The following is a 22,489-nucleotide window of genomic DNA, read 5'->3' on the forward strand; positions in this document are numbered from 1 at the left end:
GGAAGAGTCATTAAGGTTCGCCCTGAATTGCTGGAGAGCAACAATGCGATACTACATCGCCTTAATCCATAAGGACGCGGACAGCGATTACGGTGTCTCGTTTCCTGATCTTCCTGGCGTGATCAGTGCCGGAAGCACCTTGGACGAAGCTCGCCAAATGGCAACCGAGGCCCTGGCCCTTCATCTTGAAGGGTTGGCCGAAGACGGCGAAGCTGTCCCAGAACCCTCATCTCTCGAAGAGATCATGGCGAATGCAGAGAACAGAAAAGGCGTGGCAGTTCTGATTCCCGCGCCTATCGAAGAGGTGAAAAGCGTTCGAGTGAACATCACTCTTCCCGCAGATGTTTTAGGCGAAATCGACCGGCGCGCGGAGCAGCAAGGCTTCACGCGATCGGGATTTCTCGCTCAGGCAGCAAGGAAGGCGTTGGCGGCTTAACGCCGACGATTCCTTCTCCTCGCGCTTCGATGCCTCGCCGCTGATCTCTTGGGTCAAGCGAGGAGACGTTCCTCTCAGCCGACTCAGGGGTCGTGGCCCTGGCTTCCGGGACGAGGGGGAGGGTTACCACCCCTTAATGATCACGCTTTCCTGATGACTGACGATTATTGACTTTTATCAGTGATTAGTCGACATTCCTCTCATTCGAGATGCAGGAGTGTCCTTCGATGTTCGTCCGGTCGGTTTTGTCCAGCTATTCCAGGCTCTTGGCGGGTGTGTCGCTGGCCCTGATGGCCGCCGCCCTGGCCGGGTGCAATGACACCGTCGCTGAAAAGGCCGAGCCGCCGCGGCCGGTTCTGGTGGCGACCGCGCATTATGATGCCGAGACCCCCGAGCGCAGCTTCGTCGGCACCATCCGGCCCCGGATCGAGAGTGACCTCGGCTTCCGCGTCGCCGGCAAGGTCGCCAAGCGTCTCGTCGAAGTCGGTCAGACCGTCGAGGCGGGCCAGCCGCTCGCCACCCTTGACGAGGTCGATTTGAAGCTCCAGGCCGAACAGGCGGAGGCCGAGCAGACCGCGGCGACCGGCGTGCTGGCCCAGGCCGCCGCCGCCGAGCAGCGCGCGAAGGACCTCAAGGCCAAAGGCTGGACCACCGACGCGCAGATGGATTCGAGCCGCGCCGCCGCCGACGAGGCACGCGCCCGGCTGGATCGGGCTCAGCGCTCGGTCGAACTGACCCGGAATTCCCTTTCCTACGCGACGCTCGTTGCCGACGCCCGCGGCGTCGTCACCGCAACGCTGATCGAGCCCGGCCAGGTGGTTGCCGCGGGCCAGGCCTCGATCCGCGTCGCTCGCTTTGCCGAGAAGGAAGCGGTCGTCGCAATCCCTGAGACGCTGGTCGGACGCGCCAAGTCGGGCGTCGCCAGCGTCACTCTTTGGTCCGAGCCGGACAAGAAGTATGCGGCCAGGCTGCGCGAGATCGCGCCGACGGCCGATCCCGCCACGCGCACCTATTTGGCAAAGTTCTCGCTGCCCGAGGCCGACGACAAGGTCGCGCTCGGCATGACCGCGACGCTGACGCTGTCGGATGCCGCGACCGAGCGCGTCGCGCGGCTGCCGCTGTCGGCGCTGTTCAACGAAGGCGGCAAGCCGTCCTTCTACGTCGTTGACGACAACGGCGCGCTCACCTTGAGGCCGGTGGCGGTGAAATCCTACGAGAGCAACGACGTCGTCATCACCGGCGGCGTGGAAGAGGGAGCCAAGATCGTCGCCCTCGGTGTGCAGAAGCTCGATCCGGGCCAGCGGGTGCGGATCGTATCGTCACTGAGTTTCTAGTTGTTGTCATTCCGGGTTCGCCCTGCGGGCGCCCCCGAATGACAAGAGAAGTCAAGTTACGTCGTGTGAGGTGAGTTTCGGCCTTTGTCCCTAAGCAAAGGCTGAAGCGGCGAAGCGATCCAGAACCTGCCCAGCCCCCTGGGTTGCTTCGCTGCCTCGCGACGACGACTTGAATTGAGTGGCTGTCGTGTTTTTGGCAATTGGATCGTCCTTTCGGAGAGAGCGATGAAGCGCTTCAACCTTTCGGCCTGGGCCGTCAGCCATCCGACGCTGGTTCTCTTCCTGATGCTCGTGCTCGGCGTCGCCGGCTTCTTCTCCTATGAGAAGCTCGGCCGCGCCGAGGATCCGTTCTTCACGGTGAAGGTGGTCAACGTCTCCGTGATGTGGCCCGGCGCGACCGCGCAGGAGATGCAGACGCAGGTCGCCGATCCCATCGAGAAGAAGATCCAGGAGCTGCCCTATTTCGAGAAGGTGCAGACCTATTCCAAGCCCGCCTTCACCGCGCTCCAGGTCACGTTCCGCGACTCGACGCCGCCGAAAGACGTGCCCTATCTCTTCTACCTCCTGCGCAAGAAGCTGGTCGACGTGCAGGGCCAGTTGCCATCCGGCATCCTCGGGCCCGTCGTCAACGACGAGTTCTCCGACGTCGATTCCATCCTCTACATGATGACCGGCGACGGCGCCGACTATGCCCAGCTGAAGAAGGTCTCGGAAGGCTTCCGCCAGCGCCTCCTGAAGGTGCCGGGCGTGACCAAGGTCGACGTTTACGGCAACCAGGACGAGCGCATCTTCGTCGAGTTCAGCCACGCCAAGCTCGCCACGCTCGGCATCACGCCGCAGGCACTGTTCGATTCGCTCGCCAAGCAGAACAACGTGACGCCGGCCGGTACGGTCGAGACCTCCTCGCAGCGGGTGCCGCTGCGCGTCACCGGCGCGCTCGACGGCGCCAAGGCCGTCGCCGAAACGCCGGTCGAGAGCAACGGCCGCGTCTTCCGTCTCGGTGACATCGCCACCGTCACCCATGGCTATGTCGATCCGCCGAGCTTCGTCGTGCGCCAGGAGGGCAAGCCGGCGATCGGCATCGGCGTCGTCACCGCCAAGGGCGCCAACATCCTCGAGCTCGGCAAGGAGGTCGAGAAGGCGACCAACGAGTTCATGAAGGCGGTGCCACAGGGCATCGACGTCAAGCTCATCGCCGACCAGCCCAAGGTGGTCGAGCACGCCGTCGGCGAGTTCGTGCATTCCTTCATGGAAGCGCTCGTCATCGTGCTGTTCGTCTCGTTCCTGGCGCTGGGCTGGCGCACCGGCATTGTGGTCGCTTTGTCGGTGCCCCTGGTGCTCGGCATCGTCTTCATCGTGATGAACACGATGTCGCTCGACCTGCATCGCATCACGCTCGGCGCGCTGATCATCGCGCTCGGCCTGCTCGTCGACGACGCCATCATCGCGGTCGAGATGATGGTGGTGAAGATGGAGCAGGGCTGGGATCGCATGCGTGCGGCGTCGTTTGCCTGGGAATCTACTGCGTTTCCGATGCTCACGGGAACGCTGGTCACGGCCGCTGGCTTCCTCCCCATCGGCTTTGCCAATTCCGCGGTCGGCGAATATGCCGGCAGCATCTTCTGGATCGTGGCGATCGCGCTGGTCGCGTCCTGGTTCGTGGCGGTGATCTTCACGCCCTATATCGGCGTCAAGCTGCTGCCCGACATGAAGGCCCACCATCACCACGACCCGCATGCGGTCTACGAGACCCGCATGTACCGCGGCCTCCGCGCCATCGTGCAATGGTGCGTCAACCACCGCATCACGGTGGTGGCTGCGACCGTCGGCGTCTTCATCGCCTCGATCGTGGGCTTCGGCCATGTGCAGCAGCAGTTCTTCCCGCTGTCGGAGCGGCCCGAGCTGTTCCTCCAGCTCCGCCTGCCCGAGGGCACCGCCTTCAACGTCACCGAGAAGGCAGTGAAGAAGGCCGAAACCCTGCTGAAGGACGACAAGGACATCGAGACCTATACGTCCTATGTCGGCCAGGGCTCGCCGCGCTTCTGGCTCGGCCTCAATCCGCAGCTTCCGAACGAGGCCTTCGCCGAGATCGTCATCGTCGCCAAGGGTGTCGAGGCGCGCGAGCGCATCAAGGCCAAGATCGAGAACGCAGCCGCCGAAGGCTTCCTGACCGAGGCGCGCGTGCGCGTCGACCGCTTCAACTTCGGCCCGCCGGTCGGATTCCCCGTACAGTTCCGCGTGATCGGCCCAGACGCCAACAAGGTGCGCGAGATCGCCTACCAGGTCCGCGACGTCATGCGGCAGAACAAGAGCGTCAAGGACGTCCAGCTCGACTGGAACGAGCAGTCGCCTTACCTCAAGCTCGTCGTCGACCAGGATCGCGCCCGTGCCATGGGCCTGACCCCGCAGGACGTCTCGCAGGCGCTGTCGATGCTGATCTCGGGTTCGCAGGTCACGACCGTGCGCGACGGCATCGAGAAGGTCGGCGTGGTCGCCCGCGCGATCCCATCCGAGCGCCTCGACCTCGGCGGCGTCGGCGATCTCACCGTCACCTCGCGCAATGGGGTGGCCGTGCCGCTGCAGCAGATCGCCAAGATCGAATATGCCCACGAGGAGCCGATCATGTGGCGGCGCAACCGCGACATGGCGATCACCGTGCGCTCCGACGTCGTCGACGGCGTGCAGGCCCCTGATGTCACCAATCAGATCACGCCGAAGCTGAAGGCAATCAAGGATCACCTCGATCCGGCCTACCGGATCGAGCCGGGCGGCGCCTTCGAGGAATCCGCCAAGGGCAACGCCTCGATCTTCATCCTCTTCCCGGTGATGGTCATGGTGATGCTGACGCTGCTGATGATCCAGCTCCAGAGCTTCTCGCGCCTGATCCTGGTGTTCCTGACCGCGCCGCTCGGCATCGTCGGCGCCTCCTTCGGCCTCAACGTCGCCAATGCCCCGTTCGGTTTCGTGGCGCTGCTCGGCCTGATCGCGCTCGCCGGCATGATCATGCGCAATACGGTCATCCTGGTCGACCAGATCGAGACCGACGTCTCCCACGGCCTGACCCGGCGCGAGGCGATCGTGGAAGCCACCGTCCGCCGCGCCCGTCCGGTGGTGCTGACGGCGCTCGCCGCCATCCTCGCCATGATCCCGCTGTCGCGCTCGGCCTTCTGGGGGCCGATGGCGATTACCATCATGGGCGGTCTGTTCGTCGCGACCTTCCTGACGCTGCTGTATCTGCCGGGCCTCTATGCGCTCTGGTTCAGGAAGAGCCTGGACGAGGCCGGCAACCCCGAGCAACCTGCCGCGCCGCAGCATGGCAGCGATGAACATCCTGCAATTCCGCTTGCTGAGGCGGCTGAATAAGTGAGATGAAGTGCTGATTGACGAGTCCTGACAGATGACACTGGTTGCGGAACATATCGAAGGTGACACCCGGGATCGTATCCTCGAGGTGGCCGAGCGGCTGTTCCGCCAGATCGGGTACCAGAAGACCACGGTCGGAGACATCGCCAAGGAGCTCCGGATGAGCCCCGCCAATGTCTATCGCTTCTTCGAATCGAAGAAGGCGATCCATCAGGCGGTGGCCCGCTCGCTCATGGGCGAGGTCGAGCTCGAGGCGCAGCGGATCGTGGCGAAGCCCGGTCCGGTGCCGGAGCGTTTTCGGGAACTGCTCACCACCATCCATCGCATGAACACCGAGCGCTATGTCGGCGACAACAAGTTGCACGAGATGGTCGAGATCGCGATGCAGGAGGATTGGCAGGTCTGCGTCAACCATATGGAGTGCATCGCCGGCGTCGTCGGCCAGATGATCGCGCAGGGCGTGGCCTCCGGCGAGTTCGAGGCGAAGGACCTCCAGCTGGCCTCGCTGTGCGCCTGCACCGCGATGATGCGCTTCTTCCACCCCCAGATGATCGCCCAGTGCGCCACCAAGCCGGGGCCGACCATCGACCAGATGATCGATTTCGTCATCGCGGGATTGTCGCCGCGGCACTGACGGGGCGGCGGGTTTCCTTTTATAAGTGCTCCTGCCGTCATTCCGGGGCGCGCAGCGCGAACCCGGAATCTCGAGATTCCGGGTTCGATGCTTTGCATCGCCCCGGAATGACGGAGAGTGGAGACCTCGCGGTGACCGACAAAGACCTGTACTACTACGAGCCGTCCAAGGGCCATGGCCTCAAGCACGATCCCTTCAACGCCATCATCGCACCGCGGCCGATCGGCTGGATCTCCTCCCGCGACACCAGGGGCCACGTCAACCTCGCGCCCTACAGCTTCTTCAACGCCTTCTGCTACGTCCCGCCGATCATCGGCTTCTCCTCCACCAACTGGAAGGACACGGTCGAGAACATCCAGCAGACCGGCGAGTTCGTCTGGAATCTCGCCACGATGGACCTTGCCAAGCACATGAACGCGACCGCTGCGCACGTCGCGCCCGAGGTTGATGAGTTCAAGCTCGCGGGGCTCACCGCCGTGCCGGGCAAGCTCGTCAACGTGCCGCGGGTCGGCGAGAGCCCCGTCGCCTTCGAGTGCAAGGTGTCCGACATCGTCCGCCTCAAAGGTGCGGACGGCAAGGAGGCCGACGGCTGGCTGACGCTCGGCGAGGTCGTCGCCGTCCACATCGACAAGGCCATGATCAAGGACGGCGTCTACCAGACCGCCGCCGCCCGCCCGATCGTCCGCGCCGGCCGGCGCGGCGATTATTTCGAGATCAAGCCGGAAAACATGTTCGAGATGGTGCGGCCGGATTGATCTGGCCCCGGGTCACGCCACTCTCTCCGCATCGTCATTCCGGGGCGCGCCGTCAGGCGCGAGCCCGGAATCCATACTCCCGATCGTGGTTATGGATTCTCAGGTGCGCAATTGCGCACCATAGCTCCCGCTTCGCGTGCCCCGGAATGACGGTCGGAGACATTGCACTCCAATCCCTCCCGGAACTGCGCCCACGCCCCGGCCGTTAGGTCCCCGGGCGGCTGCCCGGCCGCGTCAATTCGCTTCGTTTTGCCCGCGAAGTGTTCACGCACCCTGGTCACTTTCCGCTAAAATACCCGATAACCGCGCCGATGCATGAGGTCAGCCATGAGCTTCCGCCGCGACATACTTACCAAGCCGATCTTCTCCTGGGCGCGCGGCGTGCTGCCGACGATGTCCGACACCGAACGTGAAGCCCTCGAAGCCGGAGACGTCTGGTGGGACGCCGATCTCTTCACCGGCAATCCGGATTGGTCGAAGCTGCTGAAGGTGCCACAGGCCACGCTGACGGAGGAGGAGCAGGCCTTCCTCAACGGGCCCGTCGACGAACTCTGCGCCATGCTCGACGAGTGGAAGATCTTCTGGGAATTGCGCGACCTGCCGCCGGATGTCTGGCACTTCGTCAAGCGCGAAAAGTTCTTCGGCATGATCATTCCGAAGGAGTTCGGCGGACTCGGCTTCTCGCCTTACGCCCATTCGGAAGTGGTGCGCAAGATTTCGACCCGCTCGATCGCCGCCGCCGTCACCGTGATGGTGCCGAACTCGCTCGGGCCCGGTGAGCTCCTCATGCGCTTCGGAACGAGGGAGCAGCAGGAGCGCTGGCTGCCGCGCCTCGCCGACGGCCGCGACATTCCCTGCTTCGGGCTCACCAGCCCGGAAGCCGGCTCCGACGCCGCCTCGATGGTCGACACCGGCATCGTCTGCAAGGGCACTTTCGAAGAACGCGAAGTCGTCGGCCTCAGGCTCAACTGGCACAAGCGCTACATCACGCTCGGACCCGTCGCGACGCTGCTTGGCCTTGCCTTCAAGGCTTACGATCCGGATCGTCTGGTCGGCGATCAGGAAGAGCTCGGCATCACCGTGGCGCTGATCCCGACCAATCTGCCCGGCGTCGAGATCGGCCAGCGCCATTTGCCGTCGATGCAGGTGTTCCAGAACGGCCCGAACTGGGGACGCGACGTCTTCATTCCGCTCGACTATGTCGTCGGCGGCAAGGAGCGGCTGGGGCAGGGCTGGAAGATGCTGATGACCGCGCTTGCCGCCGGTCGTGGCATCTCGCTGCCGTCGCTGTCAGCGGCCGGTGCCGCCTATGCGGCGCGCGCCACCGGCGCCTATGCCCGCATCCGCGAGCAGTTCGGCATCTCCATCTCCAAGTTCGAAGGCGTCGAGGAGCCGCTCGCGCGCATCGTTGCGACCGCCTATCAACTCGACGCGGCACGGCGGTTGACCTGTGCCGCGCTGAATGCCGGCATTCATCCCGCCGTCATTTCCGGCATCATGAAGCTGCATGCAACCGAGCGGATGCGCACCGCGATCGACGACGCCATGGACATTCATGGCGGCAAGGCCGTGATCGACGGTCCGCAAAACTATCTTGGCAATCTGCATCGCGCCGTGCCGGTCGGCATCACCGTCGAGGGCGCCAACATCCTGACCCGCAACCTCATCGTGTTCGGGCAGGGCGCCATCCGCGCCCATCCCTATCTGCTTGATGAGATGAATGCGCTCGCCGACCCCGATCGTGAGCGCGGGCTCAGCGCGTTCGACAAGGCGTTCTGGAAGCATGTCGGCCATAGTTTCCGGACACTGCTCCGCGCCTTTGGCCGCAGCTGGACCTTTGGCGCGTTCGCGCCGGCGCCCGATGCGGGCGAGGCCACGCCGTTCTATCGCCAGCTCTCGCGCTACTCCGCGGCCTTCGCGCTTTGCGCCGACATGGCGCTGCTGACGCTCGGCGGCGCGCTCAAACGCAGGGAGATGCTGTCGGCACGCTTCGGCGACATCCTGTCCGAGCTCTATCTGCTCTCGGCTGCGCTGAAGCGCTGGCAGGATGAAGGCCGGCAGAAGGAGGATTTTGCCGCACTGGAATGGTGCATGGCGACCGGCGTCCGGACCATCGAGAACCGGCTTGCCGAAATCCTCGCCAATCTGCCCAACCGCCTCGTCGCAGGCTTCCTCAGGCTCGTGGTTCAGCCGTTCGGCGCGCGCGTGCTCGGCCCCTCCGACCGCGTCGTGCACCGATGCGCGAGCCTGGTGCTGGAGCCGTCGGCGGCACGCGAGCGCCTCACGCCGGATCTGGCCCATGTCGATGACGACGGCGGCTTTACCCGTCTGGAGCGCGCGTTCAAGCTGGTCGCTGGCACGGACACCATCGCCAAGCGCATGCGCGCCGCGCATATCCGCGACTGGAAGGAAGCGGTTGCCAAGGGTGTGATCACGCAGGCTGAGGGCGAGCAGCTCGCCGCGGCCCGCGAAGCCGTCACAAAAGTGATAGAGGTCGACGATTTTGCGCCGGAGGCGCTGTCGCCGATTTACAAGAAAACCGTCAATGTGCATCAGTTCTTCCAGGAACTCGGTGAACAGAGGGCGGCGAGCTGATGGCACGACCGGTATTCATCGTCGACGGCAGCCGGACGCCGTTTCTGAAGGCGCGTTCGGGGCCCGGTCCGTTCACGCCGGTCGATCTCGCCGTGCAGTGCGGACGGCCGCTGCTGGCGCGCCAGCCATTTGCGCCTGACAGCTTCGACCAGGTCATCCTCGGCTGCGTCAACGTGATCGCCGACGAGATGAACCCGGCCCGCGTAGCCGCGCTCCGGCTCGGCATGGGCGAGGACATGGTCGCCTTCACTATGCAGATCAATTGCGGCTCCGGCATGCAGTCGATCGACACCGCCTACCGCTACATCCGTGAAGGCCATGCCGACATGATCCTCGCCGGCGGCACCGAGGCGCTGAGCCATGCGCCGCTGGTCTGGCCCAATTCCGGAGTGCGCTGGTTCGCCGGGCTCGCCACCGCCAAGGGTGTGGCGGCGAAGCTCGCTGCAGCGTTCAAGCTGCGGCCGCGCTATCTCAAGCCGATTATCGGCCTCGAGCGCGGACTGACCGATCCCATCACCGAGCTGAACATGGGCCAGACCGCCGAGGTCGTCGGCCATCTCTTCGGCATCACGCGCGCACAGTCCGACGCCTACGCCGCCGAGAGCCATCGCCGGCTCGCGCATGCACAAGCCGAAGGCTATCTGAAGGGTGAGGTTGAGACGGCGTTCTCGCGTGACGGAAAATTCTTCGACCATGACGACGGCGTGCGGCCGGACTCGACGGCCGAGACGCTGGCAAGGCTTCGGCCGGTGTTCGAGCGTCCCTGGGGCCAGGTCACGGCCGGCAATTCCTCGCAGATCACCGACGGCGCCTCCTGGGTGATCCTTGCCTCCGATGCGGCCGTCGCAAAGCACGGACTGACGCCGAAAGCGGCTATCGTCGACAGCCATTGGGCGGCGCTCGATCCCAGCATCATGGGGCTCGGTCCGGTGATATCGGCGACGCCGCTGCTCACGCGCAACAGTCTCACCATCAAGGACGTCGAGACCTGGGAGCTGAACGAGGCCTTCGCGACGCAGGTGCTCGGCTGCCTCGCCGCCTGGAACGACGACAAGTTCTGCCGCGAGATTCTCGGGCTCGACGGCGCCGCCGGCGAGATCGATCGCGATAGGCTCAATGTCGACGGCGGCGCCATCTCTCTCGGCCATCCGGTCGGCACCTCCGGCAATCGCATCGTGCTGCATCTCGTCAACGCCATGAGGCGGCTTGGCACGCGGCGTGGCATTGCCACCGAATGCATCGGCGGCGGGCTTGGCGGCGCAATGCTGATCGAGGCGGTGTGACCATGGATTCCAAGATCATGACGGCGCTGGGCGACCGCGTGCTGGAGCTGGGGCCCAAGCCTGCGACAGACGGTCCCTACAGGCACTTCAAGTTGACGCGCGATGCCGATGGCGTCGCCTGGCTGCTGTTCGACCGCACTGACGCAAGCGCCAACACGTTGTCCTCCGATGTGATGGAGGAGTTCGACGCCGTGCTCGCGGCGATCGAGACCGAGCGTCCGGCCGGCCTCGTGATCCGCTCAGCCAAACCATCCGGCTTCATTGCCGGCGCCGACGTCAACGAATTCCGCGGCGCGTCTGATCCCGACATGGTGGAGGCGCGCATCCGCGCCGCGCATGCGGTGGTCGATCATCTGGAAGCGCTAAAACTGCCGACGGTTGCGGTCATCCACGGCTTCTGCCTCGGCGGCGGGCTCGAGGTGGCGCTGGCCTGCCAGTCGCGCATCGCCATCGACGGTGCGCGCTTCGGCTTCCCGGAGGTGATGCTGGGCCTGCATCCCGGTCTCGGCGGCACCGCGCGTTTCACCGCGCTGGTCAATCCGACCCGGTCGATGGCGCTGATGCTGACCGGCCGCACCATCGATGCGCGCCGTGCCAGGGCGCTCGGCCTCGTCGATGTCGTGACGCAGGAGCGCCACGTCCAGGGCGCAATAAAGGACGCGCTGTTCGGCCGCCTGAAGCGGGCCAAGCCCGGTCTGCTCACGCGCGCCGCCAATCTCGGGCCGGTGCGTGGCCTGCTCGCCAGGCGCATGCGCGCGGAGGCCGCGAAGGCAGCATCCCGCGAGCACTATCCCGCGCCTTACGCACTGATCGATCTCTGGGAGACCCATGGCGGCAGCAAGGCCGCGATGCTGAAGGCGGAGCAGGCTTCCTTCGCCAGGCTGATGGTGACGCCGACCGCGCAGAATTTGATCCGCGTCTTCTTCCTGCGCGAGCAAATGAAGAAGGCCGCAGGCGGCGGCAATGGGATCAAGCACGTCCATGTTATCGGTGCCGGCGCCATGGGCGGCGACATCGCCGCCTGGTGTGCGGGGCAGGGACTGCGCGTCTCGCTCGCCGATATGAAGGCCGAGCCGATCGCAGGCGCAGTGAAGCGCGCCGCCGACCTCTACGGCAAGATCATCCGCAAGCCCACGGAGGTGCGTGATGCGCTCGATCGCCTCATCCCCGACATGGACGGGGAGGGCGTCCGCAATGCCGATCTCATCATCGAGGCGGTGCCGGAGAAGCCGGAGCTGAAGCAGAAGGTCTATGCCGGGCTCGAGCCACGGATGAAGCCCGGTGCGATCCTCGCCACCAATACCTCGAGCATTCCGCTTCAGGATCTGCGCACCGTGCTGGCGCGCCCGGAGCGGCTGGTCGGCCTGCATTTCTTCAACCCAGTGTCGCGGCTGCAGCTTGTCGAAGTCGTCAGCCATGACGGCAACGATCAGCAGGTACTGAAAGACGCGCTCGCCTTCGTCGGCGCGATCGATCGCCTGCCGCTCGCCGTGAAGAGCTCGCCGGGCTTCCTCGTCAACCGCGCGCTGACGCCGTACATGCTGGAAGCGATGGTGATGCTGGACGAGAAGATCGACCAGCGCCTGATCGACGCCGCAGCCGAGCAGTTCGGCATGCCGATGGGGCCGATCGAACTCGCCGATCAGGTCGGGCTCGACATCTGCATCGACGTCGGCGACATGCTGCGCACCAGGTTCGGCGACCTCCTGCCGCCGACGCCGGCCTGGTTGCGCGACAAGGTCGCCAAGGGCGAGCTCGGCCGCAAGACCGGGAAGGGCTTCTACACCTGGAAGGACGGCAAGGCGGAGAAGGCGCCACTTCCCGAGACCGGCCCGCGCGTCACCGACCAGATGATCGACCGCCTGGTGCTGCCGATGTCCAACGTCTGCGTCGCGGCGCTTCGCGAAGGCATCGTCGACGATGGCGATGCGGTCGACGGCGCCATGATCTTCGGCACCGGTTATGCACCGTTCCGCGGTGGTCCGCTGAACTATGCGCGCACGCGCGGCGCGGAGAACATTGTATCCACCCTGCATGGGCTGGCGGAACGATTCGGCGCGCGCTTCGCGCCAGATCCGGGCTGGGACAATTTCAAGTGAGACAGGCATGAACGAGCAAGCCAACACCGGACCGAGCGGGGATCTCTGCATCCGCACGCTGGCGATGCCGGCCGACACAAACGCCAACGGCGACATTTTCGGGGGCTGGCTGCTGAGCCAGATGGACGTCGGCGGCGGTGTGTTCGCCTCGAAGGCCGCGAGGTCGCGCACCGTGACAGTCGCGATCGAGGCGATGAATTTTCGCAAGGCAGTCTATGTCGGCGATCTCGTCTCGGTCTACGCCAATCTCGTGCGCGTGGGGCGCACTTCGCTGACCGTGCATCTCGAGGCCTGGGCATTGCGGCGCAAGGAGCTTCATCCGTTCCTCGTCACCGACGGCAATTTCACCTACGTCTCGATCGACGACCACGGCCGTCCGCAGGCGATCCAGCGAAACGATCCGCCGATCGCGACGTAATCGCGCGCGACGCTCTGCCTCACGAAGACTTGCAGCGCAGCAAAACGCGGCGCGAGTGAGTCATCGTCGTCGCGGCATCGCCAAGAACCAGTCATAAAACGGATGAGGTCCCGGCGTACTCAATTGCGTGTCGATTCGGGGTGGAAACGGCCTCAAATGCCTGGGGAACCTTTGGGCAGGAGCACCGTTATTTGCCCGCACTGAGGAATCCACGGACCATGCCGGACAGCTACATCATCGAAGTCAATTCGCAGACCGCAGGTATCGTCGTTCGCTCTCAAGGGGGCTACTGCTTCTTCGCCTCGTCTGACCGGTTCAACCGTCTCGAAGGCCAGCTCTTCCGCAACGCCCGCGAAGCCGAGCGCGCCGCGCGCAAGCTGGTTAACGGCGATGTGAAGGAGGCGGCGTGAGCCTTGTCATTCCGGGGCCGCGCCTTTCGGCGCGTCCCGGAATGACACTGTTGATCACAGCTTCGTCGCGGCCCGCGACAGCAACTTCCACTCGTCGCCCTGCTTCTGCCAGTTCATCAGGATGTGAAGGTTGGTCGGCACTTTTTTCCCATCAGCCGCCATCTCCTGTTCCGCGACCCAGTGGAAACGCACGATCGCTGCGGGGCCGACGACCTTGATGGTGGGGTCCTTGTATTCGATCGACAGGAATTTCGATTTGCCGTTGGTGGCGTTGGCGATGAACGTCGCCTTGTCCTCGACCTTGCCGCTGGAATGGCTGTAGCTGAGATCGTCCCAGCATAGCGCGCCGAGCGCTTTCGGATCGGCCGCGATCTGGGCTTGGCGGAAGGCCTCGACCTTCTTCGCCACGGCTTCCTCGTCTGCTGAGGCCGCCAGCGCGGGTGTCGTGAATGCGAGCGCAGAGACGGCCAGCGTCGAGAGAGCCAGATCGCGTCGGTTGATCGTCATCGTTTCCTCCTTTTTGATCTTGCGGCGAGTGTTGCAGCCGCGCGCGACGTTGTCGAGTGTCGCATTGTCGACATGTGGATGCGTCATTGCGCGATCGAGGCCGTATTGATACGTCTCCCGCATCGATGGGTCGCGCATTTGGGAAAGTACGGAAATGATCGAGGCCAGCTACGATGCGATGGGCAGGGCGTTGTTGTTCGACATCGACGGCACGCTCGCCGACACCGATCCGTTGCACTTGAAGGCGTTCAACCAGGTGCTGGGTCCGCACGGCCATGTCTTCGATCACGCGCGCTTCTCCAGGGAACTGCAAGGTTTCGCCAATGTGGCTATCGGTGAGCGCTTTCTGCCGAACGAGGCGCCGGAGCGACGCGCCCTGATCCTCGACGAGAAGGAGGAGGTCTTCCGCACGTTGGTGGCCGGGCAGATCCGGCCGCTTCCGGGGCTGATGGCGCTGCTCGACCGGGCCGATAGCGCCGGCATTCCCATGGTCGCGGTGACCAATGCTCCGCGTCTTAACGCCGAGCTGCTGCTGTCCGGTCTCGGCATCACGCATCGCTTCAAGGCGCTCGTGATCGGAGCCGAGCTGCCGCACGGCAAGCCGCATCCGCTGCCCTATCAGGAGGGGCTGCGTTTCGTCGGCGCCAGCGCACGGGCCTCGATCGCATTCGAGGATTCCCGCACCGGCGTGCAATCGGCCACAGCGGCCGGTATTTCGACCATCGGTGTCCGAACCAGCCTCAGCCATGACGACCTGGTTGCAGCCGGCGCAATCGCCTCCGCCAGCGCCTTCGACGATCCGGCGCTGCTCAGGCATCTCGCGAGCGCCATGGCTTGGTAAGAAACGGCGTGGTGGGGGCCTTCATCCGTTAACCGTGATCGGCGCGCGCATTGACCGAAGGCGCGAACCGCCGCACCATGCATCATCATCCTGATTTGAGGCCGTTGCCGTGACCGGATTGACTCATCGCCAGGCCGAAATCCTCAACATCGCGCGTGCCTCCGGCCGCGTCATGGTCGAGGAGCTCGCGCGCCGGTTCGAGGTCTCGGCGCAGACCATCCGCAAGGACCTCAACGATCTCTGCGAGCGGAGATCGCTGACCCGCATCCATGGCGGCGCCATCATCGCTTCCGGTGTCGAAAACCTCGCCTATGAGGCGCGCCGCTTCGTCGCCGCCGACGAGAAAAAGGCCATTGGTGCGGCCGCCGCCTCGCTGATCCCGAACGGCTGCTCGCTCTTCATCAACATCGGCACCACGACGGAGGAGGTCGCGAGCGCGCTGACCTCGCACGAGGACCTCCTCGTCATCACCAACAATCTCAACGTCGCCATGCTGCTCTACCGCCATCCCCGTATCGAGGTGGTGGTCGCCGGCGGCACGGTGCGGCGCGCCGATGGCGCGGTGGTCGGCTCGACCGCGACGCAGCTGATCGGCCAGTTCAAGGTCGACTATGCCATCATAGGTGCGTCCGCGATCGATGAGGAAGGCGCGCTGCTCGACTTCGACTATCGCGAGGTGCAGGTAGCGCAGGCCATCATCGCCAATGCCCGCAGCGTCATGCTGGTTGCGGACTCCACCAAGCTCCGGCGTAGCGCGCCGGTCCGCATTGCCCACATCACCCAGATCCAGACCTTCGTCACCGACCAGGAACTGCCCGAGCGCCTCGCCACCATCTGCCACAGCAAGGGCATCGAGGTGGTGGAGGCGCTTCCCAAGGGCGCGGACATCGACGATGCGCCGGCCGATGCCCAGGATGCGGCACCGGAGGCCGCGCCGGTGGTGCGGTTGCGATAGGGCTTATGCGTCGTCCCACGGATTGAGCAGCGGGACGCCAAATGCAGCAAAGTCCTTCACGTTCCGCGTGACGAGCGTGAGGCCGTGCGCGAGTGCGGTTGCTGCAAAGAAGCCGTCCATCACGGACAACGCAGCGCCGCTCCTGCGGCTCTGAGCGATCAGATCGCCCCAGCGCTCGGCCACCGGCTGGTCGATCGGCAGGACGCGTTCAGCAAACCGCGCCGGCAGATCGTGGGCAAGCCAAGCTGCCAGCGCCGTGCGCCGGCGGCCGTCCTCCAGCAATGCGATGCCGCGGCGAAGCTCGGCGATCGAGGCAACACTGATGAACGCGCGGTCCTCGTCGATCGTATCAAGCCAAGCCAGAACTTTCGGCGAAGGCGCCGGCCGCTGAACCTCCGACAGCACATTGGTATCGAGCAGCAGGTTCACGGCATTTCGTCGCGCGGCGCGTCGTGTACGCGTTCAAGCTCGAGGTCGGCGCCGCGCAGCGGCGAGGCCAGCAGGAATTCGGCGAGCGTGCCTATGCGTGCGACCTTGCGCGCCCATTCCTCGGCGGAAACGACCACCGCATTGGGCTTGCCGTGGCGGGTAATGACCTGCGGGCCGATTTGGGCGCGGTCGATCACCTCGGACAGCCGTGCCTTGGCGTTGGCGAGCGTCCAGGTGTCATCAGTCGGAAGCGAGTCGGGTGCAGTGCTGCGATTGACCATGAAGTATAACCAATATGACCATTATAACTATAATTCTGCCTAGTTGACTGTTCAAGGGCGTGGCTGCTTCTCGAATTGCTGTCCAAGCTGCCCATTTCCGCGGCTATTTTGCCCACGAAAAAGTTCCTCTTTCATTTCCTTTGGCCTCTCTTTCATCTTGCTTTCGCTTTCCGGTGTGATCTAATCAAAAACGAAAGTAGCCGCTCGACGAACGGGCGGCCGTCGGGGGATGCGTCTGTTGGAGCGTATTTTCGACCTCGCCATCATCGGAGGCGGTGTTAACGGCTGCGGCATCGCGCGTGACGCGGTGGGCCGCGGCAACACGGTTTTCCTGTGCGAAATGAACGATCTGGCGAGCGGGACGTCGTCCTGGTCGACCAAGCTGGTGCATGGCGGCCTGCGCTATCTCGAATATTATGAGTTTCGCCTGGTTCGCGAGGCGCTGATCGAGCGCGAGATTCTCTGGGGCATCGCGCCCCACATCATCCGTCCCCTGCGTTTCGTCCTGCCGCACCATGCCGGCCTGCGTCCTGCCTGGCTGCTGCGCCTGGGCCTCTTCCTCTATGACCACATCGGCGGCCGCCACCTGTTGCCGGCGACCCGCTCGGTTGACCTCAGGCGCGACGAGGTTGGCAAGCCGCTGATCCCGAATCGCTATGCCCACGCGTTCGAATATTCCGACTGCTTCGTCGACGACGCTCGTCTCGTCGTGCTCAACGCGCGCGATGCCGCCGACAAGGGCGCCGAGATCCGCACCCGCACCCGCGCCACCGAGATTCGCCAGTCCGAGGGCCTCTGGACCGTCGGCATGGTCGACACGCTCACCGGCGCGCGCTCGCAGGTTCAGGCGCGCGCGCTGATCAATGCCGGCGGTCCCTGGGTCGAGGACGTGCTCGGTCGCGGCGCCGGCGTCAATGCGAAGGCAAAAGTCCGCCTGGTGCAGGGCTCACACATCGTGGTCAGGAAGCTCTATGACCACGATCGCGCCTACATGTTCCAGAATGCCGATGGCCGCATCATCTTCGTCATCCCGTACCAGGACGATTTCACGCTGATCGGCACCACCGACCGCGACTATGACGGCGATCCCGCCAAAGTGAAGGCGACGGCTGAGGAGATCGAATATCTCTGCAAGGCGGCGAGCGAATATCTGGCCAAGCCCGTGATGCCGGAGGACGTGGTCTGGACCTATTCCGGGGTGCGGCCTCTGTATGACGATGGCGCCAGCGAGGCCAAGGCCGCAACGCGCGACTACGTGTTCGAGCTCGACACGCCCGGTGGCCTGCCGCTGCTGTCGATCTATGGCGGCAAGATCACGACCTATCGGAGGCTCGCCGAAGAGGCCCTGGAACGCCTTGCGCCCTATCTGCGCAGCGCGAAGGCGCGCGAGGGCTGGACCGGAAAATGGCCGCTGCCGGGCGGCGACATGAATGTGTCCGACATCGACGGCCTGATCGCCGAGCTCCAGCGCGGCTATCCCTTCCTCGGCCATGAGCATGCGCGGCGGCTTGCGCGCGCCTATGGCACAAGGGCGATCAAGCTGCTCGGCGAGGCGCAATCATTGGCCGATCTCGGCCAGGCCTTCGGCGCGACCCTGACCGAACGCGAGGTCCGCTATCTCATGGCCAATGAGTGGGCCTTCACCGCGGAGGACGTGGTCTGGCGCCGTTCCAAGCTCGGCCTGCGACTATCTGCCGACGAGATTGCGGCGCTCGACGACTGGATCAGGACCCATGCCGTGCCGCAAAGTCCCCTGCTGGAAGCGGGAGGACGCTCATGACCGTGACACTCGATCACGTGACCCGGACCGTCGACGGCGTCGCGCACATCCGCGATGTCTCCCTGACTTTCGAGAGCGGCACGCTCAACGTCCTGCTCGGGCCGACGCTGTCGGGCAAGACCTCGATCATGCGATTGCTCGCCGGTCTCGACAAGCCGACCACGGGCAGGGTGCTGGTCAACGGCAAGGACGTCACCGGCGCCGACGTGCGCCAGCGCTCGGTCGCAATGGTCTATCAGCAGTTCATCAATTACCCCTCGCTCACGGTCTATGAGAACATCGCGTCACCCCTGCGTGTGCAGGGCAAGCCGCGCGATGAGATCGAGGCGCGCGTGGCGGAGGCTGCAAGGCTCCTGCGGCTCGAGCCGTTCCTGAAGCGAACGCCGCTCCAGCTCTCCGGCGGCCAGCAGCAGCGCACCGCGATCGCACGTGCGCTGGTCAAGGGCGCCGATCTCGTGCTGCTCGACGAGCCGCTCGCCAATCTCGACTACAAGCTGCGCGAGGAGCTGCGCGCCGAGCTGCCGCGCATCTTCGAGGCCTCGGGCGCGATCTTCGTCTATGCCACCACCGAGCCGACCGAGGCGCTCTTGCTCGGCGGCAACACGGTGTGCATGTGGGAAGGCCGGGCGCTCCAGATGGGCGAGACCGCCAACGTCTACCGTCGGCCGCAGACCTTGCGCGTCGCGCAGGTGTTTTCCGATCCGCCGCTCAACCTCGTCGGCATCGAGAAGAAGAACGGGCAGGTCGCCTATGCCGGCGGCACGGCCTCGCCGGCCGCTGGCCTTTATTCCTCGCTCGCGGACGGTGCCTATCGCGTCGGCTTCCGCGCCCACCAGCTTGCGCTTGCCAATGGCGAGGCCGACCGCCACGCCTTCCACGCCACGGTTACGGTGACCGAGATCACCGGTTCGGAGAGCTTCGTGCACTTGACCCGCGGGGGATCGAACTGGGTGGCGGTGCTGCACGGCGTGCACGAGTTCGAGCCCGGCCAAACGCTCGATGCCGTGCTCGATCCCAATGACGTCTTCGTTTTCGATGCTGCCGACCGATTGGTCGCGGCTCCCGGTCAATCCTGAGGGAGATGCGCCATGGCCCGCATTGACCTCGTCGATCTCGCGCACTCCTACGGCGGCAATGATGCGCCACAGGAGAGCTTTGCGCTCAAGCCCGTCACCATGACCTGGCGGCAGGGCGGCGCCTATGCGCTGCTCGGACCGTCCGGCTGCGGCAAGACCACGCTGCTCAACGTCATCTCCGGCATCATCACGCCGTCGCGCGGGAAGATCCTGTTCGACGGCAAGGACATCACACCGCTGTCAACCCAGAAGCGCAACATCGCCCAGGTGTTCCAGTTTCCGGTGATCTACGACACGATGACGGTCGGGCAGAACCTGGCGTTTCCGTTGAAGAACCGCGGCGTCCCGAAGGCCGAAATCGACCGGCGTGTCGCCGAGATCGGCCGCCTGCTCGATCTCGAGCCCTATCTCAATCGTAAGGCGACCCGTCTCACGGCGGATGCCAAGCAGAAGATCTCGCTCGGCCGCGGCCTGGTCCGCTCCGACGTCGCCGCCGTGCTGTTCGACGAGCCGCTCACGGTCATCGACCCCGAGCTGAAATGGCAGCTCCGCTCCAAGCTGAAGGCGCTGCATCGCGAGCTCGATCTCACGATGATCTATGTCACGCACGACCAGACCGAGGCGCTGACTTTCGCCGATACCGTGGTCGTCATGCATGACGGCCGCGTCGTGCAGAGCGGCACGCCGGCCGAGTTATTCGACAAGCCGGCGCACACCTTCGTCGGCTATTTCATCGGCTCACCGGGCATGAACATCCTGCCGGCGGAGGTGCGGGGACGCGAGGCCAAGGTCGGTGGCCACGTCTTCGCGCTCAACCGCGCGTACGACAGTCTGCCCGCAGGCGCCAGGATCGAGATCGGCGTCCGTCCCGAATTCGTCGAGGTCGTCGCACCCGCGCCCGGCCTGCTCACCGCGAAGATTGAACGCATCGACGATCTCGGCCGCATCCGCTTCGCGCGCGTGCGAGTCGGCGACGCCAAGCTCGCGGCGCGCGCCCCTGGCGGCTTCACCAGTCCGGACGGCACCGCCGGGCTGAAATTCGATCCGTCGCACGTTCACGTCTATGCTGACAGCCTTCTGGTGGAGGGAGCCGCCTGATGGACAAGACCGTCAACCAGAAAGCCTGGTTCCTGGTGCTGCCGGTGTTCCTGGTCGTCGCCTTCTCGGCGGTGCTGCCGCTGATGACGGTGGTGAACTATTCGATGCAGGACACGTTCGGCAACAACCAGTTCTTCTGGAACGGCGTCGGCTGGTTCAAGGAGTTGCTCGATCCCTCGACCGATCTCGGCGGCCGCTTCCTCGCCTCGCTCGGCCGCAATCTGTTCTTCTCGCTGGTGATCCTCGCCATCGAGGTGCCGCTCGGCATCGTCGTCGCGCTGTCGATGCCGCGCGAGGGCTGGACGGTCGCGGCCTGCCTCGTGATTCTCGCGCTGCCGCTGCTGATTCCGTGGAACGTGGTCGGCACGATCTGGCAGATCTTCGGCCGCCCGGACATCGGCCTGCTCGGCTATGTCCTCAACGCAATGGGCTTCGACTACAATTACGTCTCCAATGACTTCGACGCCTGGGTCACGGTCATCGTGATGGACGTCTGGCACTGGACCAGCCTCGTTGCACTGCTCTGCTACGCCGGCCTGAAGTCGATTCCCGAGGCTTATTATCAGGCCGCCCAGATCGATGGCGCCTCGCGCTGGGCCGTGTTCAAGGCGATCCAGCTGCCGAAGATGAACCGTGTGCTGCTCATCGCCGTGCTGCTGCGCTTCATGGACAGTTTCATGATCTACACCGAGCCGTTCGTCGTCACCGGCGGCGGACCCGGCAACTCCACGACCTTTGTGTCGATCGAGCTCGTCAAGATCGCGCTCGGCCAGTTCGATCTCGGCAAGGCCGCCGCGCTGTCGCTGGTCTACAACCTCATCATCCTGATCGTTTGCTGGGTCTTCTACACCGTCATGACCAATGCCGGCGTCGAACGCAAAGTCCAGGCGGAGAGCGGGCCGGCGGTGGAGCCGAAGCCTTCGCCCGGGCTCAAGCCCGTGCCCGCGCTCAAGCCGAAGGAAGGAGTGGCCTGATGCATTCGATCCCCGGCCGCCGCCTCATCATGGGGCTGTTCCTGGTCTTCCTGCTGCTGCCGATCTACTGGCTCGTCAACATGAGCTTCAAGACCAACAGCGAGATCGTCTCGACGATGACGCTGTGGCCGCACACCCCGACGCTACAGCACTACAAACGCATCTTCACCGACGAGAGCTGGTATTCCGGCTACATCAATTCCCTGGAATACGTCGTCCTCAACACCATCATCTCGATCTCGGTGGCGCTGCCGGCGGCCTACGCGTTCTCGCGCTACCGCTTCCTCGGCGACAAGCACCTGTTCTTCTGGCTCTTGTCGAACCGGATGGCGCCGGCAGCGGTCTACGCTCTGCCGTTCTTCAACCTCTATTCGGCAATCGGGCTGTTCGACACGCCATGGGCCGTCGCGCTCGCGCACTGCATCTTCAACGTGCCGCTGGCGGTCTGGATCCTCGAAGGCTTCGTCTCCGGCGTGCCGCGCGAGATCGACGAGACCGCCTTCCTCGACGGCTATTCCTTCCCGCGCTTCTTCATCAAGATCCTGGTGCCGCTGATCGCGAGCGGCATAGGCGTAGCCGCCTTCTTCTGCTTCATGTTCTCCTGGGTCGAGCTCCTGCTCGCGCGCACGCTGACCTCGGTGTCGGCCAAGCCGATCGCCGCGATCATGACGCGCACGGTATCGGCCGCCGGCATGGACTGGGGCCTGCTGGCGGCGGCCGGGGTGCTCACCATCATTCCGGGCGCGCTGGTGATCTGGTTCGTCCGCAACTACATCGCGCGCGGTTTCGCGCTCGGCCGCGTGTAAGGAGGCAATTATGGGATCTATCGCGTGGATGGCCTGGACGCTGCCGACCGCGATCTTCTTCGCCGCGCTCGCCTGCACGCTTGCGGTGATGACATGGCTCGCGGCGGTCTATCCCGAAGCCGAGCGGGTGGGCGTGCTGCGCATCCCGACCACGCGCGGTGATCGCCTGTTCATCTCGCTGATCGCGGCCGCCGTCATCCACCTCGCGTGGATCGGTCTCGTCGGCACCGACCCCATCGCCACGCTGCCGATCGGCGAGGAGGGTTTTGAGATTCCGAGCCTGTGGCTCGCAAGTGGAATTTCGCTGGTCACGGCCGCGCTCATTTTCCGCACGGTCTGAAGCCCGCGAAGGGACGGCCAGATCCGGGGCCAACCCGGGCCTGTATAAAAGTTTGTCGCTGCAACGGAGGAACAA

General features: G+C 64.8%; 21 protein-coding genes. 18 read left to right on the forward strand and 3 right to left on the reverse strand.

What is annotated here, in order from left to right; all coding sequences use genetic code 11:
- Positions 1-43: 43 nt before the first annotated feature.
- The 10 genes from XH87_RS28775 to XH87_RS28820 all read left to right on the forward strand — a co-directional run bounded on the left by XH87_RS28775 (position 44) and on the right by XH87_RS28820 (position 13,327).
- Positions 44-436: a type II toxin-antitoxin system HicB family antitoxin gene (locus tag XH87_RS28775; RefSeq protein ID WP_271589841.1), complete on the forward strand. Its 393-nt coding sequence runs from the start codon at positions 44-46 to the stop codon at positions 434-436.
- 227 nt (positions 437-663) lie between these two features.
- Positions 664-1,770 (forward strand): efflux RND transporter periplasmic adaptor subunit, encoded by a 1,107-nt coding sequence (locus XH87_RS28780; RefSeq protein ID WP_158668604.1) that lies wholly within the window; start codon positions 664-666, stop codon positions 1,768-1,770.
- A gap of 225 nt (positions 1,771-1,995) precedes the next feature.
- The gene (locus XH87_RS28785) at positions 1,996-5,133 is read left to right on the forward strand and encodes an efflux RND transporter permease subunit (RefSeq protein WP_035699989.1); all 3,138 of its coding nucleotides are present in this window, start codon (positions 1,996-1,998) and stop codon (positions 5,131-5,133) included.
- Positions 5,134-5,167: 34 nt separating this feature from the next.
- Complete coding sequence (locus XH87_RS28790) at positions 5,168-5,767, forward strand: TetR/AcrR family transcriptional regulator (protein ID WP_035699987.1); 600 nt, start codon at positions 5,168-5,170, stop codon at positions 5,765-5,767.
- A gap of 131 nt (positions 5,768-5,898) precedes the next feature.
- Positions 5,899-6,522 carry a flavin reductase family protein gene (locus tag XH87_RS28795; RefSeq protein ID WP_271589842.1) on the forward strand — a complete coding sequence of 208 codons (624 nt, stop codon included), beginning with the start codon at positions 5,899-5,901 and terminating at the stop codon, positions 6,520-6,522.
- Between the two features lie 327 nt (positions 6,523-6,849).
- Positions 6,850-9,117: an acyl-CoA dehydrogenase gene (locus XH87_RS28800; protein ID WP_271589843.1), complete on the forward strand. Its 2,268-nt coding sequence runs from the start codon at positions 6,850-6,852 to the stop codon at positions 9,115-9,117.
- Positions 9,117-10,400: an acetyl-CoA C-acetyltransferase gene (locus XH87_RS28805; RefSeq protein WP_271589844.1), complete on the forward strand. Its 1,284-nt coding sequence runs from the start codon at positions 9,117-9,119 to the stop codon at positions 10,398-10,400. Before XH87_RS28800 ends, XH87_RS28805 begins: the two co-directional genes overlap by 1 nt.
- Before the next feature lie 2 nt (positions 10,401-10,402).
- Positions 10,403-12,499 carry a 3-hydroxyacyl-CoA dehydrogenase NAD-binding domain-containing protein gene (locus tag XH87_RS28810; RefSeq protein WP_271589845.1) on the forward strand — a complete coding sequence of 699 codons (2,097 nt, stop codon included), beginning with the start codon at positions 10,403-10,405 and terminating at the stop codon, positions 12,497-12,499.
- A gap of 7 nt (positions 12,500-12,506) precedes the next feature.
- On the forward strand, positions 12,507-12,917 hold the full coding sequence (locus XH87_RS28815) for an acyl-CoA thioesterase (RefSeq protein ID WP_035699980.1): 411 nt from the start codon (positions 12,507-12,509) through the stop codon (positions 12,915-12,917).
- 218 nt (positions 12,918-13,135) lie between these two features.
- A complete protein-coding gene (locus XH87_RS28820) occupies positions 13,136-13,327 on the forward strand; it encodes a hypothetical protein (protein ID WP_247440723.1) in 192 nt (63 codons plus the stop codon).
- A 54-nt stretch (positions 13,328-13,381) separates the two neighbouring features.
- Here XH87_RS28820 and XH87_RS28825 read toward each other — a convergent pair whose 3' ends face one another.
- Positions 13,382-13,834 (reverse strand): nuclear transport factor 2 family protein, encoded by a 453-nt coding sequence (locus tag XH87_RS28825; protein ID WP_333909216.1) that lies wholly within the window; start codon positions 13,832-13,834, stop codon positions 13,382-13,384.
- A 154-nt stretch (positions 13,835-13,988) separates the two neighbouring features.
- Here XH87_RS28825 and XH87_RS28830 point away from each other — a divergent pair, with 154 nt between their 5' ends.
- Both XH87_RS28830 and XH87_RS28835 read left to right on the forward strand, forming a co-directional pair.
- Positions 13,989-14,675 carry an HAD family hydrolase gene (locus tag XH87_RS28830; protein ID WP_158668609.1) on the forward strand — a complete coding sequence of 229 codons (687 nt, stop codon included), beginning with the start codon at positions 13,989-13,991 and terminating at the stop codon, positions 14,673-14,675.
- Between the two features lie 109 nt (positions 14,676-14,784).
- On the forward strand, positions 14,785-15,630 hold the full coding sequence (locus tag XH87_RS28835; protein WP_035699976.1) for a DeoR/GlpR family DNA-binding transcription regulator: 846 nt from the start codon (positions 14,785-14,787) through the stop codon (positions 15,628-15,630).
- A 3-nt stretch (positions 15,631-15,633) separates the two neighbouring features.
- Here XH87_RS28835 and XH87_RS28840 read toward each other — a convergent pair whose 3' ends face one another.
- Both XH87_RS28840 and XH87_RS28845 read right to left on the reverse strand, forming a co-directional pair.
- Entirely contained in the window at positions 15,634-16,059 is a 426-nt protein-coding gene (locus XH87_RS28840) for a type II toxin-antitoxin system VapC family toxin (protein ID WP_271589847.1), read from the reverse strand.
- The gene (locus tag XH87_RS28845; RefSeq protein WP_271589848.1) at positions 16,056-16,340 is read right to left on the reverse strand and encodes a type II toxin-antitoxin system Phd/YefM family antitoxin; all 285 of its coding nucleotides are present in this window, start codon (positions 16,338-16,340) and stop codon (positions 16,056-16,058) included. The genes XH87_RS28840 and XH87_RS28845 overlap by 4 nt, the downstream gene beginning before the upstream one ends.
- Before the next feature lie 229 nt (positions 16,341-16,569).
- Here XH87_RS28845 and glpD point away from each other — a divergent pair, with 229 nt between their 5' ends.
- Genes glpD through XH87_RS28875 form a run of 6 tightly spaced genes read left to right on the forward strand, consistent with a single transcriptional unit; the run spans position 16,570 to position 22,414 of the window.
- Positions 16,570-18,120: a glycerol-3-phosphate dehydrogenase gene (gene glpD, locus XH87_RS28850; protein WP_271589849.1), complete on the forward strand. Its 1,551-nt coding sequence runs from the start codon at positions 16,570-16,572 to the stop codon at positions 18,118-18,120.
- Entirely contained in the window at positions 18,117-19,196 is a 1,080-nt protein-coding gene (locus XH87_RS28855; RefSeq protein ID WP_271589850.1) for an ABC transporter ATP-binding protein, read from the forward strand. Before glpD ends, XH87_RS28855 begins: the two co-directional genes overlap by 4 nt.
- 12 nt (positions 19,197-19,208) lie before the next feature.
- Complete coding sequence (locus tag XH87_RS28860) at positions 19,209-20,294, forward strand: ABC transporter ATP-binding protein (protein WP_271589851.1); 1,086 nt, start codon at positions 19,209-19,211, stop codon at positions 20,292-20,294.
- Positions 20,294-21,268 carry a carbohydrate ABC transporter permease gene (locus XH87_RS28865; protein WP_271589852.1) on the forward strand — a complete coding sequence of 325 codons (975 nt, stop codon included), beginning with the start codon at positions 20,294-20,296 and terminating at the stop codon, positions 21,266-21,268. Before XH87_RS28860 ends, XH87_RS28865 begins: the two co-directional genes overlap by 1 nt.
- Positions 21,268-22,074, forward strand: coding sequence for a carbohydrate ABC transporter permease (locus XH87_RS28870; RefSeq protein ID WP_027575556.1), 807 nt, complete (start codon positions 21,268-21,270; stop codon positions 22,072-22,074). Before XH87_RS28865 ends, XH87_RS28870 begins: the two co-directional genes overlap by 1 nt.
- A 10-nt stretch (positions 22,075-22,084) precedes the next feature.
- Positions 22,085-22,414, forward strand: coding sequence for a DUF2160 domain-containing protein (locus XH87_RS28875; protein WP_035699953.1), 330 nt, complete (start codon positions 22,085-22,087; stop codon positions 22,412-22,414).
- Positions 22,415-22,489: the final 75 nt, after the last annotated feature.

Origin of the sequence: Bradyrhizobium sp. CCBAU 53415 (assembly GCF_028128735.1) — a bacterium.
In the GTDB taxonomy this organism is placed as follows: domain Bacteria; phylum Pseudomonadota; class Alphaproteobacteria; order Rhizobiales; family Xanthobacteraceae; genus Bradyrhizobium.

Excerpts from the sequence above, each read along its gene's own strand:
- XH87_RS28805 (WP_271589844.1), top strand. The coding sequence starts at position 9,117 with ATGGCACGACCGGTATTCATCGTCGACGGCAGCCGGACGCCGTTTCTG.
- XH87_RS28855 (WP_271589850.1), top strand. The coding sequence starts at position 18,117 with ATGACCGTGACACTCGATCACGTGACCCGGACCGTCGACGGCGTCGCG.
- XH87_RS28790 (WP_035699987.1), top strand. The coding sequence starts at position 5,168 with ATGACACTGGTTGCGGAACATATCGAAGGTGACACCCGGGATCGTATC.
- XH87_RS28845 (WP_271589848.1), bottom strand. The coding sequence starts at position 16,340 with ATGGTCAATCGCAGCACTGCACCCGACTCGCTTCCGACTGATGACACC.
- XH87_RS28870 (WP_027575556.1), top strand. The coding sequence starts at position 21,268 with ATGCATTCGATCCCCGGCCGCCGCCTCATCATGGGGCTGTTCCTGGTC.
- XH87_RS28875 (WP_035699953.1), top strand. The coding sequence starts at position 22,085 with ATGGGATCTATCGCGTGGATGGCCTGGACGCTGCCGACCGCGATCTTC.
- XH87_RS28780 (WP_158668604.1), top strand. The coding sequence starts at position 664 with ATGTTCGTCCGGTCGGTTTTGTCCAGCTATTCCAGGCTCTTGGCGGGT.
- XH87_RS28785 (WP_035699989.1), top strand. The coding sequence starts at position 1,996 with ATGAAGCGCTTCAACCTTTCGGCCTGGGCCGTCAGCCATCCGACGCTG.
- glpD (WP_271589849.1), top strand. The coding sequence starts at position 16,570 with ATGCGTCTGTTGGAGCGTATTTTCGACCTCGCCATCATCGGAGGCGGT.
- XH87_RS28820 (WP_247440723.1), top strand. The coding sequence starts at position 13,136 with ATGCCGGACAGCTACATCATCGAAGTCAATTCGCAGACCGCAGGTATC.
- XH87_RS28860 (WP_271589851.1), top strand. The coding sequence starts at position 19,209 with ATGGCCCGCATTGACCTCGTCGATCTCGCGCACTCCTACGGCGGCAAT.
- XH87_RS28800 (WP_271589843.1), top strand. The coding sequence starts at position 6,850 with ATGAGCTTCCGCCGCGACATACTTACCAAGCCGATCTTCTCCTGGGCG.
- XH87_RS28830 (WP_158668609.1), top strand. The coding sequence starts at position 13,989 with ATGATCGAGGCCAGCTACGATGCGATGGGCAGGGCGTTGTTGTTCGAC.
- XH87_RS28775 (WP_271589841.1), top strand. The coding sequence starts at position 44 with ATGCGATACTACATCGCCTTAATCCATAAGGACGCGGACAGCGATTAC.
- XH87_RS28825 (WP_333909216.1), bottom strand. The coding sequence starts at position 13,834 with ATGACGATCAACCGACGCGATCTGGCTCTCTCGACGCTGGCCGTCTCT.
- XH87_RS28815 (WP_035699980.1), top strand. The coding sequence starts at position 12,507 with ATGAACGAGCAAGCCAACACCGGACCGAGCGGGGATCTCTGCATCCGC.
- XH87_RS28865 (WP_271589852.1), top strand. The coding sequence starts at position 20,294 with ATGGACAAGACCGTCAACCAGAAAGCCTGGTTCCTGGTGCTGCCGGTG.
- XH87_RS28810 (WP_271589845.1), top strand. The coding sequence starts at position 10,403 with ATGGATTCCAAGATCATGACGGCGCTGGGCGACCGCGTGCTGGAGCTG.